Origin of the sequence: Brevibacterium sp. XM4083 (assembly GCF_006489205.2) — a bacterium.
Lineage (GTDB): Bacteria > Actinomycetota > Actinomycetes > Actinomycetales > Brevibacteriaceae > Brevibacterium.
In genome coordinates, this window is sequence record NZ_VFYR02000001.1 from 1,130,243 (window position 1) to 1,144,667 (window position 14,425).

At 65.6% G+C, this 14,425-nt stretch carries 18 protein-coding genes; all 18 read right to left on the reverse strand.

What is annotated here, in order from left to right; translation table 11 throughout:
* Positions 1-2 precede the first annotated feature (2 nt).
* The 18 genes from FJ887_RS04955 to FJ887_RS05040 all read right to left on the reverse strand — a co-directional run bounded on the left by FJ887_RS04955 (position 3) and on the right by FJ887_RS05040 (position 14,423).
* The gene (locus FJ887_RS04955) at positions 3-983 is read right to left on the reverse strand and encodes a major capsid protein (RefSeq protein WP_140954704.1); all 981 of its coding nucleotides are present in this window, start codon (positions 981-983) and stop codon (positions 3-5) included.
* Between the two features lie 20 nt (positions 984-1,003).
* Positions 1,004-1,624 (reverse strand): hypothetical protein, encoded by a 621-nt coding sequence (locus tag FJ887_RS04960; protein ID WP_140954703.1) that lies wholly within the window; start codon positions 1,622-1,624, stop codon positions 1,004-1,006.
* Positions 1,625-1,771: 147 nt separating this feature from the next.
* Positions 1,772-3,265, reverse strand: coding sequence for a hypothetical protein (locus FJ887_RS04965; protein ID WP_140954702.1), 1,494 nt, complete (start codon positions 3,263-3,265; stop codon positions 1,772-1,774).
* A 43-nt stretch (positions 3,266-3,308) separates the two neighbouring features.
* The gene (locus tag FJ887_RS04970; protein WP_219993814.1) at positions 3,309-4,691 is read right to left on the reverse strand and encodes a phage portal protein; all 1,383 of its coding nucleotides are present in this window, start codon (positions 4,689-4,691) and stop codon (positions 3,309-3,311) included.
* Between the two features lie 15 nt (positions 4,692-4,706).
* The gene (locus tag FJ887_RS04975) at positions 4,707-6,233 is read right to left on the reverse strand and encodes a terminase large subunit domain-containing protein (RefSeq protein ID WP_250786155.1); all 1,527 of its coding nucleotides are present in this window, start codon (positions 6,231-6,233) and stop codon (positions 4,707-4,709) included.
* A 100-nt stretch (positions 6,234-6,333) separates the two neighbouring features.
* Entirely contained in the window at positions 6,334-6,747 is a 414-nt protein-coding gene (locus FJ887_RS04980) for a hypothetical protein (RefSeq protein WP_140954699.1), read from the reverse strand.
* A gap of 818 nt (positions 6,748-7,565) precedes the next feature.
* On the reverse strand, positions 7,566-8,339 hold the full coding sequence (locus FJ887_RS04985; RefSeq protein ID WP_140954695.1) for a hypothetical protein: 774 nt from the start codon (positions 8,337-8,339) through the stop codon (positions 7,566-7,568).
* Complete coding sequence (locus tag FJ887_RS04990) at positions 8,336-8,668, reverse strand: VRR-NUC domain-containing protein (RefSeq protein ID WP_250786156.1); 333 nt, start codon at positions 8,666-8,668, stop codon at positions 8,336-8,338. Before FJ887_RS04990 ends, FJ887_RS04985 begins: the two co-directional genes overlap by 4 nt.
* A complete protein-coding gene (locus FJ887_RS04995) occupies positions 8,665-9,849 on the reverse strand; it encodes a hypothetical protein (protein WP_140954694.1) in 1,185 nt (394 codons plus the stop codon). The genes FJ887_RS04990 and FJ887_RS04995 overlap by 4 nt, the downstream gene beginning before the upstream one ends.
* 135 nt (positions 9,850-9,984) lie before the next feature.
* Positions 9,985-10,212: a hypothetical protein gene (locus tag FJ887_RS05000; RefSeq protein ID WP_140954692.1), complete on the reverse strand. Its 228-nt coding sequence runs from the start codon at positions 10,210-10,212 to the stop codon at positions 9,985-9,987.
* Between the two features lie 16 nt (positions 10,213-10,228).
* Complete coding sequence (locus FJ887_RS05005; RefSeq protein WP_140954690.1) at positions 10,229-10,633, reverse strand: DUF7574 domain-containing protein; 405 nt, start codon at positions 10,631-10,633, stop codon at positions 10,229-10,231.
* The gene (locus tag FJ887_RS05010) at positions 10,630-10,848 is read right to left on the reverse strand and encodes a hypothetical protein (RefSeq protein ID WP_140954688.1); all 219 of its coding nucleotides are present in this window, start codon (positions 10,846-10,848) and stop codon (positions 10,630-10,632) included. Before FJ887_RS05010 ends, FJ887_RS05005 begins: the two co-directional genes overlap by 4 nt.
* Positions 10,845-11,315, reverse strand: coding sequence for a hypothetical protein (locus tag FJ887_RS05015; protein ID WP_140954686.1), 471 nt, complete (start codon positions 11,313-11,315; stop codon positions 10,845-10,847). Before FJ887_RS05015 ends, FJ887_RS05010 begins: the two co-directional genes overlap by 4 nt.
* Positions 11,312-11,653 (reverse strand): hypothetical protein, encoded by a 342-nt coding sequence (locus FJ887_RS05020; RefSeq protein ID WP_140954684.1) that lies wholly within the window; start codon positions 11,651-11,653, stop codon positions 11,312-11,314. The genes FJ887_RS05015 and FJ887_RS05020 overlap by 4 nt, the downstream gene beginning before the upstream one ends.
* Positions 11,654-11,655: 2 nt before the next feature.
* Entirely contained in the window at positions 11,656-12,852 is a 1,197-nt protein-coding gene (locus FJ887_RS05025; RefSeq protein WP_140954920.1) for an RtcB family protein, read from the reverse strand.
* Between the two features lie 2 nt (positions 12,853-12,854).
* Positions 12,855-13,136, reverse strand: coding sequence for a hypothetical protein (locus FJ887_RS05030; protein ID WP_140954682.1), 282 nt, complete (start codon positions 13,134-13,136; stop codon positions 12,855-12,857).
* Positions 13,137-13,138: 2 nt separating this feature from the next.
* Complete coding sequence (locus FJ887_RS05035) at positions 13,139-13,516, reverse strand: hypothetical protein (RefSeq protein ID WP_140954680.1); 378 nt, start codon at positions 13,514-13,516, stop codon at positions 13,139-13,141.
* Between the two features lie 76 nt (positions 13,517-13,592).
* Entirely contained in the window at positions 13,593-14,423 is an 831-nt protein-coding gene (locus tag FJ887_RS05040; RefSeq protein ID WP_140954678.1) for a hypothetical protein, read from the reverse strand.
* Between the last annotated feature and the right edge of the window lie 2 nt (positions 14,424-14,425).

Here is a 14,425-nt window from a genome sequence, read left to right on the forward strand (position 1 = left end):
GATCACGCTGCCTTGACCTTGATGCCGCGGAGGACCGCGGCGGCCTTGGTGGACTTGAGCGCGACCGCGGCCGGACCGAGTTCGACCTCACCCTTCTTCACGGCACCGGAGGTGGTGAAGTCCGGCAGCCACGTGCGCACCATCTGAGAGCCGACCGTGGTGACACCGTGGAACCCGTCGAGACCCACGCGGTAGGCGTAGATGTCGGTGGTTCCGTCGGCCGCGATCGGGATGATCGGGTCGTTGGTTCCCGGCTTCGCGCCCGGGTCGGCGAAGAGGATGCCGCCGTAGGTCTCGCGGACGATGGGGCGCCCATCCTGACCCACGAGGTCCTCGACCGGGTTCTTGACGTACTCGCCGGCGCGGCGCGCGGCTGCACGGAGACGTGCCATGGCGCGCTTGTTGCCGAGGATGACCGTCGGGGTGCCGTCGAGAGACATGAGGAACTCGTCGATGAGGTCGAGTGCCTTGTGTTCGGCGCGCGGGTTGGTGTCGAAGTCGGTCCAGTCCGCGTTGCCGTTGATCTCGGTCGAGGAGCCGACGAGAGCCTTGTCGAGCCCGTCGAATCCTGCGGCGTCGGTGGCGGTGTCGCCGTTGATGACGAGATCCTGGAACTTCGTCACCGCGGCCTTGATCTTCTGTCCCATGTTCAGCGCGACGGCGGCCGAGGCGGCGGGGCCGAGCGCGGCGATGACACGGTCAACCTCGAACGACCCACCGAGCACGGCGAGCTCCGTGGAGTGGTGGGAGGTCTCGACGTTGCCGGGCGTGTACTCGGTGTTGAGCGCACGAGTGGCGGCATTCGCCTGAGTCTTGAGTCGACGGTACCCGTAGGTGAGGGTCGCCCCACCACCGGCCGGGTTGACCGCGTCGTCGAAGACCAGGGAGTCGAGGATCGAGGATTCCTTGCGGAACTCGTCGATGACTGCCGGATCGTAGTCTTCCTGGGTGTTGTTCTTCGCTTCAACGAGCGTGACAGGCATTGCGCTGTCCTTTCACTGGGTCAGGCGTAATGCTGGGTGACAGCATCAGCCAGGTTCTTGGGCTTGGGCTTGTCCGAACCGCTGCCTTGGGAGCGGTCCGGTTGCGGTGTCGGGGGCGGAGGCGGGGTTGCCTGTCCGAGGATCGTCTTGAGCTCGTCGGCATCGGCCTCGAGCTCTTCCTTCGTCGAACCCTTCAGACGCTGTGCCGCTGAGAGGGACAGGCCCTTGGCCTCGGCGACCTGGTACTTGAGGACGAGGGACGCGTTCTCGGTGTTGGCCTTCTGCAGCTTCTCCCGCTCCTCAGCGTCCTTCTCGGCCTGAGACTTGTTCGCGTCCTCGAACGCCTGGATCTTCGCCTTGAGATCCGCGTTCTCCTTCTCGGCGTGCTTGCGAGCATCACGCTCGGACTGCAGTGCCTTGAGACCGCCCTCGCCGAGGTCGTCGCCCTGGCCGGAGTTCGACGGCGGGTTCGACTGCTGGCCGGAGTTCGACGGCGGGTTCGACTGCTGGCCTTCGCCGTTACCCTGGTCGCCAGGGTCACCGCCGGCGGACGTCGCGGCCGCCGGGGTTGCGAAGAACCGCAGGTGAGGGTGGTTCGGAGAGAACGGGTTGAGAGTGATACCGGGAGTGGTGCGAAGCATGAGAGCCTCCTTGGTTGACTGCATCGCGCAGTAGCTGCCTCGCCTGCATCGCACGGGCGAGGGTGGTAAAATACGGGGTGACCGAGGTCTCCTGCGTCAGCTCTGAAATAATGAGCCGTCAGAACACGCGGGTTCTGACCTCGGTCTTCACGTTCCGGTGAGATCGACTTCCACGAGCTCACCTCGCGACATCACCCAGAGCCTGCGTATCCGCGCTGACGGAGTGCGCAGGTTGTAGAGGGCGAGCTGCTTCACGAGTTTCTCGGACAGTTGTCGGTCACCGAGGTCGATGATGAAGTTCTCCTTCACCACGCCGGCCGCCTGAGCCTTGACCACCGACCGTTGAATGTGGTTCTTCACCGACTGGTATTTCGGCTGCGTCGACTTCAACTCGACCTTGATGCCGCCGGCGTTGAGCCACTCGAAGTCGGAGGTCGGTTTGAGGGTCGATCGGTCCCTTGGAATCCAACGCACTCGGTTGTCCACCGTGAACCGCTCGAGGAACCGCACCTCGTGCGGCTCAAGCCGTTCACCACGCGTGTCGACGCCGATCTGCTCCTGCCGCCGAGCCCAGTACGCTCGCACATTCGGATCACGCATGTCGTCGCCGGGGTCCGGCGCCGACGCCGCGGCGCGAGGCGTCCGTGGCGGCTTCGCACCGCCCCCAGCCCCCGACACCACCGGCGCCGACGAACCGGGGGAGCGAGACGGGGGACGTGAGCCGCCCGAGCCCGTCGCCACGCGGCGAATACCGCCCGACGACGCGCCACCACCCATGCGGATCACACCGTGCGGGTTCTGCCCCTGCTCGGTGATGTAGCCGTACCGGCGCAACAGCTGCCTGGCGGCGCCACGGTCACCACCGGAGCGACGAATGATCTCCTGCACCGACAGTCGCCGGTCACCAGCCCGCCCTGCAGCTGACATGGACCGGAACGAGCCTCGACGGGACGTGCCCTCCCGGGTGAACCTGCCGCTGGTCGTCATGCCGCGGCGGGCATTGACGACCTGGAAGATGTCCGCGCCCTCTTCGATCGCGCGCGCCTCGGCGGCACCGAAGGTCTTTGCCCGCATCTCAGGCGACAGCGAGTCGAAGTAGGCGTAGGGATCGGTGGCCATGTCACCGGCCATGCCCTCCGAGGCGGGCACGCCACGGCAGTCACAGCCCGGGTGCCGGTCAAACCCGGCGTTCCACCGGTACCACTTGCCGGCAAGGATGACGCACCGCGAGCACGACGGCGGGTTGAGCATCCGCACGAACCCTGTCGCCGTCGAGGCAGCAATACCCGCCGCCTCGGCGGACCGGCCGGCATCAGCCATCGCGGTGCCGGCGGCGAGGGTGAGCCACTGGCCGCCCCGCTCGAGCGCCAACCCCGGCTGCGCGCCCTCGGCGACGCTCATCTTCGCGCGGACGACGGAGAAACTCAACGCCTCGGCGAGGAGGAGCCCGTTCTCACCGTTGACGCCGGCGAACGCGCTCGGCACGATCTGGCCGGACAACCGAGGGTCGAGCCCGACTTCGCCGAGCTCAGACGGCAGGTAGTCGGCGGCCGCGCGGGCCATGCGCAGTTGCGCGGTGGTGACGATCCTCGTGATCTGCGGACCGACCCGCGACCAGCCGGCATCGAAGTCGTTGCCCATGCGCGACCACTGACGGGTGACCGCGTCGAGAGCTTCGAGCTTCTCAGCCCCGATCTGCCGCTGGTACGTCAGCGCCGACGAGGGCAGAGACATCCTGCTCCTGCTCCTTCTCCCGCTCGCGGTTCAGGTACGGGTCGGCGTCCTGCTGGGCGAAGTACTCGCGCTCCTTCGCCTTGCGTGCCTCAGACCAGCCCATCTCGTCCCACGCGCCCTCGCGGGAGAGAATCGGGGTGCCGCCGGCGAGCTTCTGGATCGCGTCAGAGCGCTGAGAGATCGTCGGGGTGCCGGCGTCGTGCCATTCGACCCGGATGCGACCGTTGACAGGCCACTGACCGGTGCGGAACCGCTCGCGAAGAGCCATGGTCCACCCCCAACCGGCACCGAAGGACACCTGCTTGCGTTCGCAGTTCTTCACCAGCCGCGCCTCATCGGCGCGGATCGCACCCTCGGCGGCCGGATTGACCGACTGCTGGCCCATGTACCGAGTCGGCAGGCCGGTGATCGCCGCGGCGAGCGCCATGTAGTGGTTGACGGTGTCGTGGAAGTTCTTCAGCGACGACGGGGTGAAGCTGCCGACCTTCGCGTCCTTGTTCGCGTGAGCCCAGATGCCGGAGAAGTAGGACTCCCAGACGGGGATGGGGTCGCCGTTCTTGTCGACGAAGTCGCCCTTTGTCATGCCGAGGACGTACTTCTGGGGCACCGAGTGGGTCTCGGCGGCGATCTGCAGGTTCGTGAGCGTGCGTGCGACGGCGTCGGTCATCGGGATGATGTCGTGGATCTCGCTCGTGCCGTCCCACGAGCCGAGGCGCTGCCGGTTGAGGAGCATGATGACTGGGACGCGGCCGAGGGTGTGCTCGTCGCGGGAGACTTCCTTCCACGCCCCGCTGTTCTCCCGTTCGAGCCAGATCGTGGCGTCGGGGAGGTAGAGGGTCGCGGAGTCCTGCCGGCGTTCGGGGTCGATGTACTGGCGGAGGGCGGCCCTCATGCGGCGGGTGCGGTTGTCGATGAGCGCGTTCATGTAGCGCGGGGACTCGACGGTGATGAACGGCTGATCGCGGTCGTCTTCGTTCGATCCGACGGTGATGAACGAGCGGCCGAAGATCATCGCTTCACGGTGGGCCTGCGGGGCCTGGGCGTCCATGTCGTTGTACTCCCAGCCCTCGCGCAGGCCGGCGTCGGCGAGCTCGTGGCCGGGGAGGATGAGGGACTTCACGTCGAGGCGGCGTTCGGGTTCGTCGACGGCGATCCGCGGCAGGTTGACGATCGTCTCGAAACGGCGCAGTTCAGGGGGTACGGCGAGGCCGATGTGCTCGAGGCGCTGCATGCCCTCGTAGTAGCGGTCCAGTCGAGCCAGGACGGGGCGAGTCTTCTCGTGCCGGTTCCGCAGTTCCGAGAACAGGGTCTGCTCGTCGTTTGAGAGAGCCACGCTCACCCCTTTCTGTCATCGGTAGACCCACATGCGGTTGTCGACTTCGTCCCAGCCTTCGGCACGGGAGTCTGCCGCGGCCTCGTGGGTGAGGACGTCGGCCATGAGGAGGTCGATCTTCTGGTGTTCGGACGGTTTGCCGAGGATGTACTTGTCCCCGGGCTTGGCGACCTTGCGGGCGGCGAGCGCGTGGGTTTTGGTCTGTTCGCAGTCGTCGTGGGTGGTCAGTTCCTCGGTGGTGTCTTCGAGGAATCGGACCAGGGCGTCGTACATGCGGTTGGTTTGGTTCGTCGGCCACATGACGACGACGTCCTCGCCGTGGTTGGCGGCCCAGGTGTCGGCCTGGGTCTCCCAGTGGCGGGGGTCGACGTAGAAGCGGTTGACGCGATAGCGGGCCATGAGCTCGTCGACGGCCGCGTTGACCTCCGAGCGGGGGATGCGACCTTCCCACTCGTCGGGGTTCCAGTAGGTGGGGCGGTCGTCGGGGCCGTAGGTGGGGGTGAAGCGGTGGCCGTTGATGGTCTCGGCGCGCAGCGCGGTCCAGTCCCCGGATCGGGAGCCGTCGAAGCCGAGGGTGACCATGGTGCCGTCTGGCACGGTGACTTGGGCTTGAGTGCGGTCCCAGAGTGCTTCGAGCATGTACGAGCCGAGGCCCTGGACGAGCCGGTTGCCGTAGAAGCGTTCCGCCTGGGTCGGGTCGGTCTCGACGAGCTCCTCGGCGAGCGGGTCGATCGCCGAGGTGGTGTCGACCCAGGGGGAGTCGAAGTACACGAATTTGTGGATCTTCGCCCGGTCGCGCTTCTTCTTGTAGTCGAGGTCGACCGGTGGTTTGCGGTGGTAGCGGAAGATGTCCTTCTGCCGGGACTGGAACCCGCGTTGCGCGGCGGAGTTCTCCATCGGGTCCCACGGGTTCGTCAGTTCGATCGTGCGGCCCTGCATGCCGGCGACACCACGCGAGATCGTGTTCCACGTGTCGAGCATCTTGTTCGTCTCGGTGTAGAGGCCCGACTCGTCGCCGAGCGCCCCGGTGAGCGGCTGGCCGAGCTTCGACTTCGCCGCTGAGGACAGGGGCACGATCTTCCCGCGGTTCGGGAGCCGGATGAAGCCCTCGCGCACGTGCACGAACTCCTGCAGGGGTCCGGAGAGGATCATCGACTGCAGGGGCTCATAGACGTTGTTCGTTTGGGACTCCGCGAACGCGACGAGTCCGATGAGGGACTTGCTGCGCGACCGTCCCTTCGCCTCACCGGGCTCATAGACGTACTCCCAGCCGCACCCACAGCCGTGATCCTCACAGCGGTAGATGTCGCCGGCGAGCGCCCACCCGTCGAAGAGCGAAGGGCCGACGGCCTCGAGCAGGAGGAGGCCGGCGCCCCACGGTGACTTCCCGCACTTTTGGGGGCCGACGACGATTGAGCGGCGGTAGTGGAACGGGGCGAGGAGTCGACGGCGATCGACGACCGCGTCCGGCCTGATCCGGTAGTGGTTGACCGTGCAGTAGAGCTGCCACCCGTTGAACGTCAGCGCCTCACCCTCGTACACGCCGCCAGGGACCCGGCAGTGAGCCTCAATCCAGTCGGTGGCGAGGAATCCGAGTGTGTGCCGGGTGTCGAAATCGAGAGTCAGAGATGCCGGCTGCTCGTCACGAGCGTCCACCGGCGGCCTTCAGCCTGTCGCGCGCCGACGGCGTCGGCACGTCGGGCTCCTTCGTCGCAACCTCGGCGCGTTTGTCAGCGACTTCGTCGTCGGCGATGTCCCATCCGAGCTCGCGCATACCGGCCTGGGTGAGACCGACCTGGTCCCTGTAGCGGTGCAACTGGGCGACCAGGGTGGCGTTCGCGTCGGGCTCCTTCTCGACGAGCGCCTTGAGCCGGCAGTACTCGCCGATCGAGGACCACAGCCACCGGTACCGCGGCGCCGACCACGCGCGACCCTGGGGGAGGGCCCAGACGTCGCGCCAGATCTTCATCTCCCGCCGGCGCAGGGAGACTGTGGCCGTGCTGTCGACCTCGACGGTGCGCGTCTTGTCGACGACGACCACACGGTGTCGAATCATCTTCGGTAGAGGGAACTCCGGAACCGGGCCAAGGTAGCCCTCGGCGGGGAGCTGCTTGAACGTCAGGCCGCGGCGGTCGGATCGCCCTGACTTCGGGTCGACCGGTGGTCCGGATCGGCTGCGGGGGCCTCCACTGACCATGGGTGTACTCCGTTCTTCGGCATCGCGCCGACATGAGAAGTGCCCCGCGAATCGCTCGCGGAGCAACTGACCCAGAGGGTCAGACCGGTCATCGCCGGTCGGGCGGACATGGTTTCTGACCTGGGAATTCGGAAAACTTTGAACCCGTTTTGGTTATCTGAGTCCTCCCCGTCGGTACGGGTTGAGAACAGGTTCGGTTGCCTCCCCCTGGGGTGCGTTGGAGGCAAGTCACCCTGCCGCCCAGCCTCCGGGCTGCCGGCGGGCGGTCGACGCCGAGTGGCACGGTCCGCACAAGCCGCGACCATAGCGGGGATCGTTCGGGTCGAGGCCGGCGGCGACGAGTTCGCGACGTGACCTCGGGAAGTGGTCGGCGTCGCGGGAAGGTCGGCGGCCGCACACGACGCAGATCGGATCGCGTTGAAGGACGGTTCGGCGGAATCGGTTCTCGTGCTCGCGGTCGTACCCACGTTGACGGGACGTGCCACGAGTACGGTCGGCGGTACGCTCATGGGCTGGGCACCGGGACTTGGGGCCGTCGAAGAGGGTCGGGCATCCCTTGACCGAGCAGAGCTTCTTCATCGACTGCCTCCGAACATGACGGAAGGCCTGACCGGATGAACCTGTCAGACCTTCATCGCCACCTCTGGTGACTCTACGAGAATGGTACGTGACAGATGTCAAGCACCTCGGGACCTGTGCGTGTTGCGGCGTGTCGTGCGAAGCAACACCGATCGCACATCACCAAGACGATACAGACGCGAACCACGCTGATCCTGACCGATCGGACGCAACAGCACACGACCACGAACGTCTCGCCTCGTTGCCCACTGCCTCGCTTGATCGTAGGTGATCTTCTCACCTGCTGCCCTCAGCGTGTCAACGATGCGAGGCAACGGTGCTTCGTATGCCTCGATGCGGCGCAGTCCCTCACGACGACGAGCACGCACATCCACCTGCGCCTTGCACCTCGGGCACACAGTCACGTCCTCACCGATGGTGGGCCACAGCTCAGCACCACACCCAGCTGTTGGACACTGGCCTACGAACACACGCTCAGGTGGAATGTCGATCTGACTCAGACCAGCGAGACACTGCTCGAGCAGACGCTCATGCCACGCCTCAGCCTGCTCGTGCTTGACCACCCAATCCCTGAGCGGGTCCAGGCTGGCCACGAGCTCGGGCACACCGAGCATCCGGAACGTGGGCCGCTCCTGCTCAAGCACCCACACGCCGAGGATCGCACGCAACACCGAGGTGATTTCATCGAGCACATCAGCCGCACCCACCCGATACAGGATCGGGGTGACGTCTGATGACCGCCCACCACTGGCCGGGGCCACCGCATCCTGCCTGAGCACCGACACCCTCAGCTGTGCAGCCAACGGCCCACACAACCGGATCAGATCAGGCAGGCTCGCCGAGCGCACCTCTCGCGCATCCCACATCGTCACTGTCCCCTCAATTCCCTCTCGATCCGACCACTCACCCAATCGCGGGGCCGCCAAATATCCACGTCATCGCCGACCAGGAGTAGCGCAGAGAGCCACACCTTCTGCGCCGAGGTCGTCTCTCCCGTCTCCGACTTCAGCTCACGCCACAGCTGGCGCATCTGCTTCGGGTGCACCAGCACCAGATCCGGAAACCCCGGCTCAGAGCGGCGACTGTCGTAGGTGTGATACACCAACCAGCCCATCCGCTTCGCGAGCTCCACGATCTGATCCTGCAGCTGTCTCTCCGTCATGCCCTTCGCCCGCAGGGCACGGTAGTCATCGAGCTTCACCGTCTTCGCCTCCCACGCTTCTTCGAAGGACCAGGGTTCACGAGGGCAGGAGGTGGCGCCGACCGTCCCGTCCCAGCCCGGCCAGGCCCGGCCCTAACCGAGCCCGTCACCGTCCCGTCCCGACCCGACCCGGCATATCCAGATCCTGGATGCCGGCGACCTGCTGGGATCTGCTGGAACCTGCTGGGTGGCTCTGCGGGGTCACACTCCGACTGGTTGGTGTCGGGCGGTCCCATCGGACCAGAGCCGGTGTCTGCGGGGTCTCGCTCCGACTGGGTGTCGGATAGTCCCTCGGACCAGACTGTGTCCACCGCGGGGTCATCACACGACTGGTCGCCGTGCGGTCCCTCGGACCGGTGAACGTCTCCCGCGGGGTCTGACTCCGACTGGGTGTCGGATAGTCCCTCGGACCGGGATGCAGGGTTCTCTTCAGGTGCCCTCGTGGCTACGGTGCCGGCGTCGCGGCCGGGCGGTACCTGCCCGGCCTTCGTGTCGGGTTCGGCAGCGTCGGGGAGGACGATGTTGTGAGCGATCACGTACTCGTGAGCGCGCAACCACTCGAGGGTCTTCGGTTTGAAGTACGGGCGCTTCGGCGGGGGCATCATCTGCTTCTCGCGATGAGCCCGCGGTGCGTCGAGCAGGGCTGAATTGCATCGGTTGCAGGCGACCACCATGTCGTCTGGTGACTGCACCTGCTTCGTGAGATGGTCATACGTTCCTGCCTTCTGCCCGCGCCGGTCGCCGTGGAAGTTCACGACCAGGCCGCAGTAACGGCACGCGTCGCCGTCACGGAGGCGCACGGGGATCGTGAGGCCGGGGTTCGCGTTGTCGAGCTTGCGTTGCCGTTCCCATTCGATCTCCTCTCTCGTTCGCATGTGGATGAAGGTGTCGTCCTCGATGAGCTTGTACGCACGTCGCCCATCCCCGTCAGTCACCTCGGTGAGGTAACCCGCGGTGATCGCGACGCTGATGAGCTCGTGGGAGCGTGCCTGCCCGGCCATTTGGACGGCGGTGCCGTGGCTGATGATGTAGTCGGTGAGGTGGGCAGTGGATTGGAGTGCGCAACGGAGGACGAAGCCGAACGCCTCGTTGAGGAGGCGGTCGTCGCATCGCTGGTCTTCGAGGACTGCGAGGACGACGGGGTGGTTGGCGGACGTGTCACCATTGCGCAGCCATGGCATCCGGGTCGTCTCCTCTCGTAGGTGGGGTTCAGTGGTTGTGGCATTCGCACGGGCACGGAGCGGGCTCGTCGCGCTCGTGGTCCCATCCGCTGCCGTCGCAGGCGCGGTGCTTACCGTCTCGACAGTCCGGGTTCATCAGTTGTCAAACCAGTCGACGATGTTACTGAGCACGTCGCGGAGGGCTCTGGCCTCGGCGAGGTTCATCGACCAATCGAGCTTCGACGCTCCCGTCTGGTAGATGCGGACTGAATTGCCAGTTCGCGTGACAGTCGTGTCGTAGCTGTCGCCGAGGTTTGGCCCGAAGCTTCGGGTGATCGTCTGTTCAACCGTTGGTGCAGCGCGCGTGACATTCAGCTGCCTCACCCTCGGCTCGTATCGGTCACCCACGACGTGCCTCCCGGATCGCTACTCGGATCTGTGCATCGGCCTCGACCTTGTCATTGTCCGAGAGAAAGTACGCGTCGGCCGCCCATGTCCTGTAGGCGCGAACGAGTGCGGCGGCGTCGCCGTTCTCCATGTCGGCGAGCGTTGCGATTTCTTCGCCCGGGCCGTAGCAGGAGCATCCTGAGTCCGAGAACCAGTAGTACCTGTGGTCGTCGCGCCACGCGCCGAACGACTCCCATTCGTAGCCGCCTTCGTACTTCGAGAAGACGTTGATGAGGCCGGCGATCTCTTCGTCTGGATAGAGGCCGGAGTTGAATCTGCTCGTCCTGAGTTTCCGGAGTGCGACGATTGGGTCCATCACCTCACCGGCGAGCGCTGTGTCGGGTTCGATTTCGTTCATGGTCGGGTTCCCTTCTCGATGTAGTTGCGGTCTGGCCAGGTGTTTCCGCAGCAGTTGCAGTGCCAGGCGACAGCGATCTCGTCGAGTCCGTCGGTGGCGTACACGGGTTCCTTGTGCTCGTGGCGGCAGATGACAGTCACGTCGGGTTCGATCTGGCACAGTCGCTTCTCCTCGATCTGCACCTGCTCGCAGTGCTCGTGGCCGGGGAGCATCACGGTTCCGCTCCGATCTGCAGCATTCCCGGCGCGACGCCGGTTTCGAGAGCGCGAGCTACCTGCGGCATCACCGTGTCGTGCACCGTCTGACCGCCCGGGAGAACGATGTGGGCGAGGAACTCCTCATCGAACGTCACGATCCCCGCCTCCACCGCTTCGAGCTTCGCCTTGACGACGAGGGCGAGCGCGCGCCAGCGTTGGCGGACGGCTTTGTCGTATTCGGTGGCTGCGGCTGAGGGTGTGCGGGGTGTGCCTCGGGTGGGCGTGTGGGTGAATTCGCGGTCGTTGCGGTTTGGCATGGGGAGGACGAAGCGGACTTGGCGGTCGTCGATTCTGAAGCCGATGACGGCGCGGTCGTTTTCCCATCCGTAGGCGAATGAGGTGGCGCCGTAGCGGCTGATGGTGCGTTCGATCTCGCTGCGGGATGCCTCGGAGGTGACTGAGGTGTTCTCGGCGTATCGGGTCATCGTGGGTCACCTTGTTCTGTGGGGACCGGGATGAGCGCGAAGAGCTCGGGGTCGTCGCCGAGGGCTTTGAGCTTGTCGCACATGTCGTCGATGCCAGCTGCGGCGCCGAGGTGTACGGGGCAGTAGCCGTCGTGGCCTCCTTCGTTGACCACGGTGCAGGCATCGCAGTCCTCGAAGTCGGCGGATGCGTTCTCCGTCAGCCACTTGGCGACGACCGCGACACCTCTGGACGTGAGCTGGTACCCGTCCGGGAACACCCCGCCTCCGTCGCTTGTTTGCTCAAGGCAGTTGTGCGCGTCTCCGGACCACACGATGCTCGGCAAGTTCATCTCAGACATGATCAGTCTCCTTTGACGTTGATGACCTGGTGGAACGTGTGCCTGATCTTGACGAGGTCGGCGGCGTCAGCCATGACCTGGTCGATGTCCTTGTAGGCCTGGGGGATCTCGTCGATGAACGCGTCGGTGTCGCGGTATTCGATGCCCTTCATCGCCTCACGCAACTGCTCGTGGGTGAAGGTCTTGCGGGCCTTCGAGCGGGAGAAGTTGCGGCCGGCGCCGTGTGGGGATGAGTTGAAGCTCATCTTGCTGCCGAGGCCCTCGACGACGTAGGACGCGGTACCCATGGAACCGGGGATGAGCCCGAGCTGGCCCTCCCGCGCGCTGATCGCACCCTTGCGGGAGATCCAGAGGTTGCGGCCGAAGTGGTGTTCCTTCTGCGTGAAGTTGTGGTGGCAGTTGATGCGCTGCTCTTCCACCACCTCGGTGCCCATGTGCAGGGCGAGGGCGTCGAGGACGCGATCCATCATTTCTTCGCGGTTGAGGAGTGCGAAGTGCTGTGCCCAGTTGAGTTCGGCGATGTAGTGGTCGAATTCGGGTGTGCCTTCGACGAGGTAGGCGAGGGCGGGGTCGGGGAGGTCGATCCACCATTTCTTCATCAGCTCGGTGGCGACCTTGATGTGGTGGCGGGCGATCTGGTTGCCGATGCCGCGGGACCCTGAGTGGAGGAACGCCCACACTCGGGAGTCTTCGTCGAGGGTGATCTCGATGAAGTGGTTGCCTGAGCCGAGGGTGCCGAGTTGGAGCCGCCAGTGGGTCGAGTACGCCGAGGGCAGCTCGACACCGTGGGATGTGCAGGTGTTGTCCCACATGGTTTCGAGTTCGTTGATTCGGTCCCAGCCGCCGGGGGACACTTCGGTGTTGTGGTTGCCGGCGGAGAGCGGGATGCGGGACTCGATGTCCTCACGCAGCTTCCTGACGCCGGGGACACCGCCAACCTCGTACAGGTCGACACCGGTCCACTGGGTGCGGACGGCGATCATGCCGCACCCGATGTCGACTCCGACCGCGGCGGGCATGATCGCGCCGAGGGTCGGGATGACGGAACCGACGGTGGCGCCCTTCCCGAGGTGCGCGTCGGGCATGAGCGCGAGGTGCGGGTGGACGAACGGCATCGCCGCGGTGGTGAGCGCCTGGTCGCGTGTGTGGGGTTCGAGGATGGATGCCCAGTTGTAGAGCTTGGGGGCGAGTTGGTGGATGGTCATGGTGCGTCTCCCGTGGTGATCGGTTCTTCGTCGGTGAAGAGGTCGATGTAGATCGAGAATTGTGGGCCGAGATTCTGAGCTGTGGTGAGGTCGGAGTTCGTGCATGCGGTGACGAGGCGGTTGAGTTCGGCCGAGTCGGCGTGGAAGGTGAGGTCGCTGCGGACTGGTCCGTCGACGTACTCGGCGATCTCTGTGGGGTAGTTGACGATCTCGTAGGGGCCGCCGTCGTCGTCGCGGTTGTCGGTGTCTCGCATCCGCCACATCGTTGACGTGACCATGGTCAGGGTCGCTTCGTGATGAGGGGTCGGGCGTGGATGCCGTCGGTGGATGGGCCGGGGTCGCCGTCGTAGCCGGCGAAGTAGTGTTCGTGGCGGCGTCCGTCGGTGGAGTGCCAGCACACCTCGTCCTTGTGTTTGATGTCGGTGATCTTGATCGGTTCGACTGGTGTCATTCCGGTGAGGGCACCGAAGAGCGCGGCGAGTTGTCGTTCCTTCTCCTGTTCGGCTTGCCGGTGTTCCTCGGCGGCCTTCATGAGTTCCTGGCCCTCGCGGGCAGCTGCCGTGGTCTCACGGTTGGTTTTGATCGCGCGCGTCAGCTGCCAGATGAGGATCAGGAGGACGATGATGAGTGCCAGGGTGGCGGCGAGTTGGAGTGTCATTTGCGGTTTCTCCTGGTGATGATCCACACCCACACGTGGGCGGGGAGGATGAGCATGCGGTCGATGAGGTGGCGCATCAGCGGAATCCCTTCACGAGTTCCTGACCCACCCCGGTGAGGTCGTCGGACCATTGGAGGCGGGTCTGCCGGCGGGTGTCGGCGGTGAGCATCTTCTCCTTCTCGTCGGTCGGGGCGACCGGGTTCGTTGCCAGGCCGTAGAAGTACTTCCCGCAGGAGACCCGCCACAGTGCGGCGGTGATCTCTTCGATCTCGATCTCCCCGCCGTACTTCTTCGCCGAATCGAGGAACACCTTCAACCGGTCCGCCGGCACGTCAGTGGTGCGGGTGCTGCGCGGGTTCTGTGCGGCCATGGACTCGAGGACGTGCACCGCCCGGGCGAGCTCCTGGGCGGGTTCGGCGGCGGGCAGGGTGATCGACTTGCCCTCGAACAGGCCCGTGCGGTCGGTGGCGCGGATGCGGATCTTCTCCGGGCCCGTGCCCGTGACAGTGACCTCCACCTCCGGGTCCCACGACTCCTTCGGAGTGAGACCCGCGAACCCCATCAGCTGGGAGGCCATGGTGGGGGTGAGGATGATCGAATCAGCGAGCACATCACCGGTGACCCGGGCGCCGTCGATCGCCGCGACCTTGCACACGATCATCGTCAGCCCCGACGTCGCCACGACCAGCACATGCTCGGCAGTGAACACGACACCGACCATGTGCTTGCCCGACTCCGCGTCCTTCGGCACATGCGGCAACGCCGCAGCGAGCGCCTGAGTGAGGTCGATGGGGTTGAGGCGGGCAGAGAGGTCACGGGTGATACGGCGGGCCTCACGGGCCTGCTTACCCTCCATGAAGTCCTCGACTACAGCGAGGTGCTCTTTCGCGTCATCAGCGTTGGGCATGG

Coding starts and splice junctions, on each gene's coding strand:
- FJ887_RS05035 (WP_140954680.1), bottom strand. CDS start 13,516: ATGACACTCCAACTCGCCGCCACCCTGGCACTCATCATCGTCCTCCTG.
- FJ887_RS04955 (WP_140954704.1), bottom strand. CDS start 983: ATGCCTGTCACGCTCGTTGAAGCGAAGAACAACACCCAGGAAGACTAC.
- FJ887_RS05020 (WP_140954684.1), bottom strand. CDS start 11,653: ATGTCTGAGATGAACTTGCCGAGCATCGTGTGGTCCGGAGACGCGCAC.
- FJ887_RS05030 (WP_140954682.1), bottom strand. CDS start 13,136: ATGGTCACGTCAACGATGTGGCGGATGCGAGACACCGACAACCGCGAC.
- FJ887_RS04960 (WP_140954703.1), bottom strand. CDS start 1,624: ATGCTTCGCACCACTCCCGGTATCACTCTCAACCCGTTCTCTCCGAAC.
- FJ887_RS04995 (WP_140954694.1), bottom strand. CDS start 9,849: ATGCCATGGCTGCGCAATGGTGACACGTCCGCCAACCACCCCGTCGTC.
- FJ887_RS04965 (WP_140954702.1), bottom strand. CDS start 3,265: ATGGGCAACGACTTCGATGCCGGCTGGTCGCGGGTCGGTCCGCAGATC.
- FJ887_RS05005 (WP_140954690.1), bottom strand. CDS start 10,633: ATGAACGAAATCGAACCCGACACAGCGCTCGCCGGTGAGGTGATGGAC.
- FJ887_RS05015 (WP_140954686.1), bottom strand. CDS start 11,315: ATGACCCGATACGCCGAGAACACCTCAGTCACCTCCGAGGCATCCCGC.
- FJ887_RS04980 (WP_140954699.1), bottom strand. CDS start 6,747: ATGATTCGACACCGTGTGGTCGTCGTCGACAAGACGCGCACCGTCGAG.
- FJ887_RS05040 (WP_140954678.1), bottom strand. CDS start 14,423: ATGCCCAACGCTGATGACGCGAAAGAGCACCTCGCTGTAGTCGAGGAC.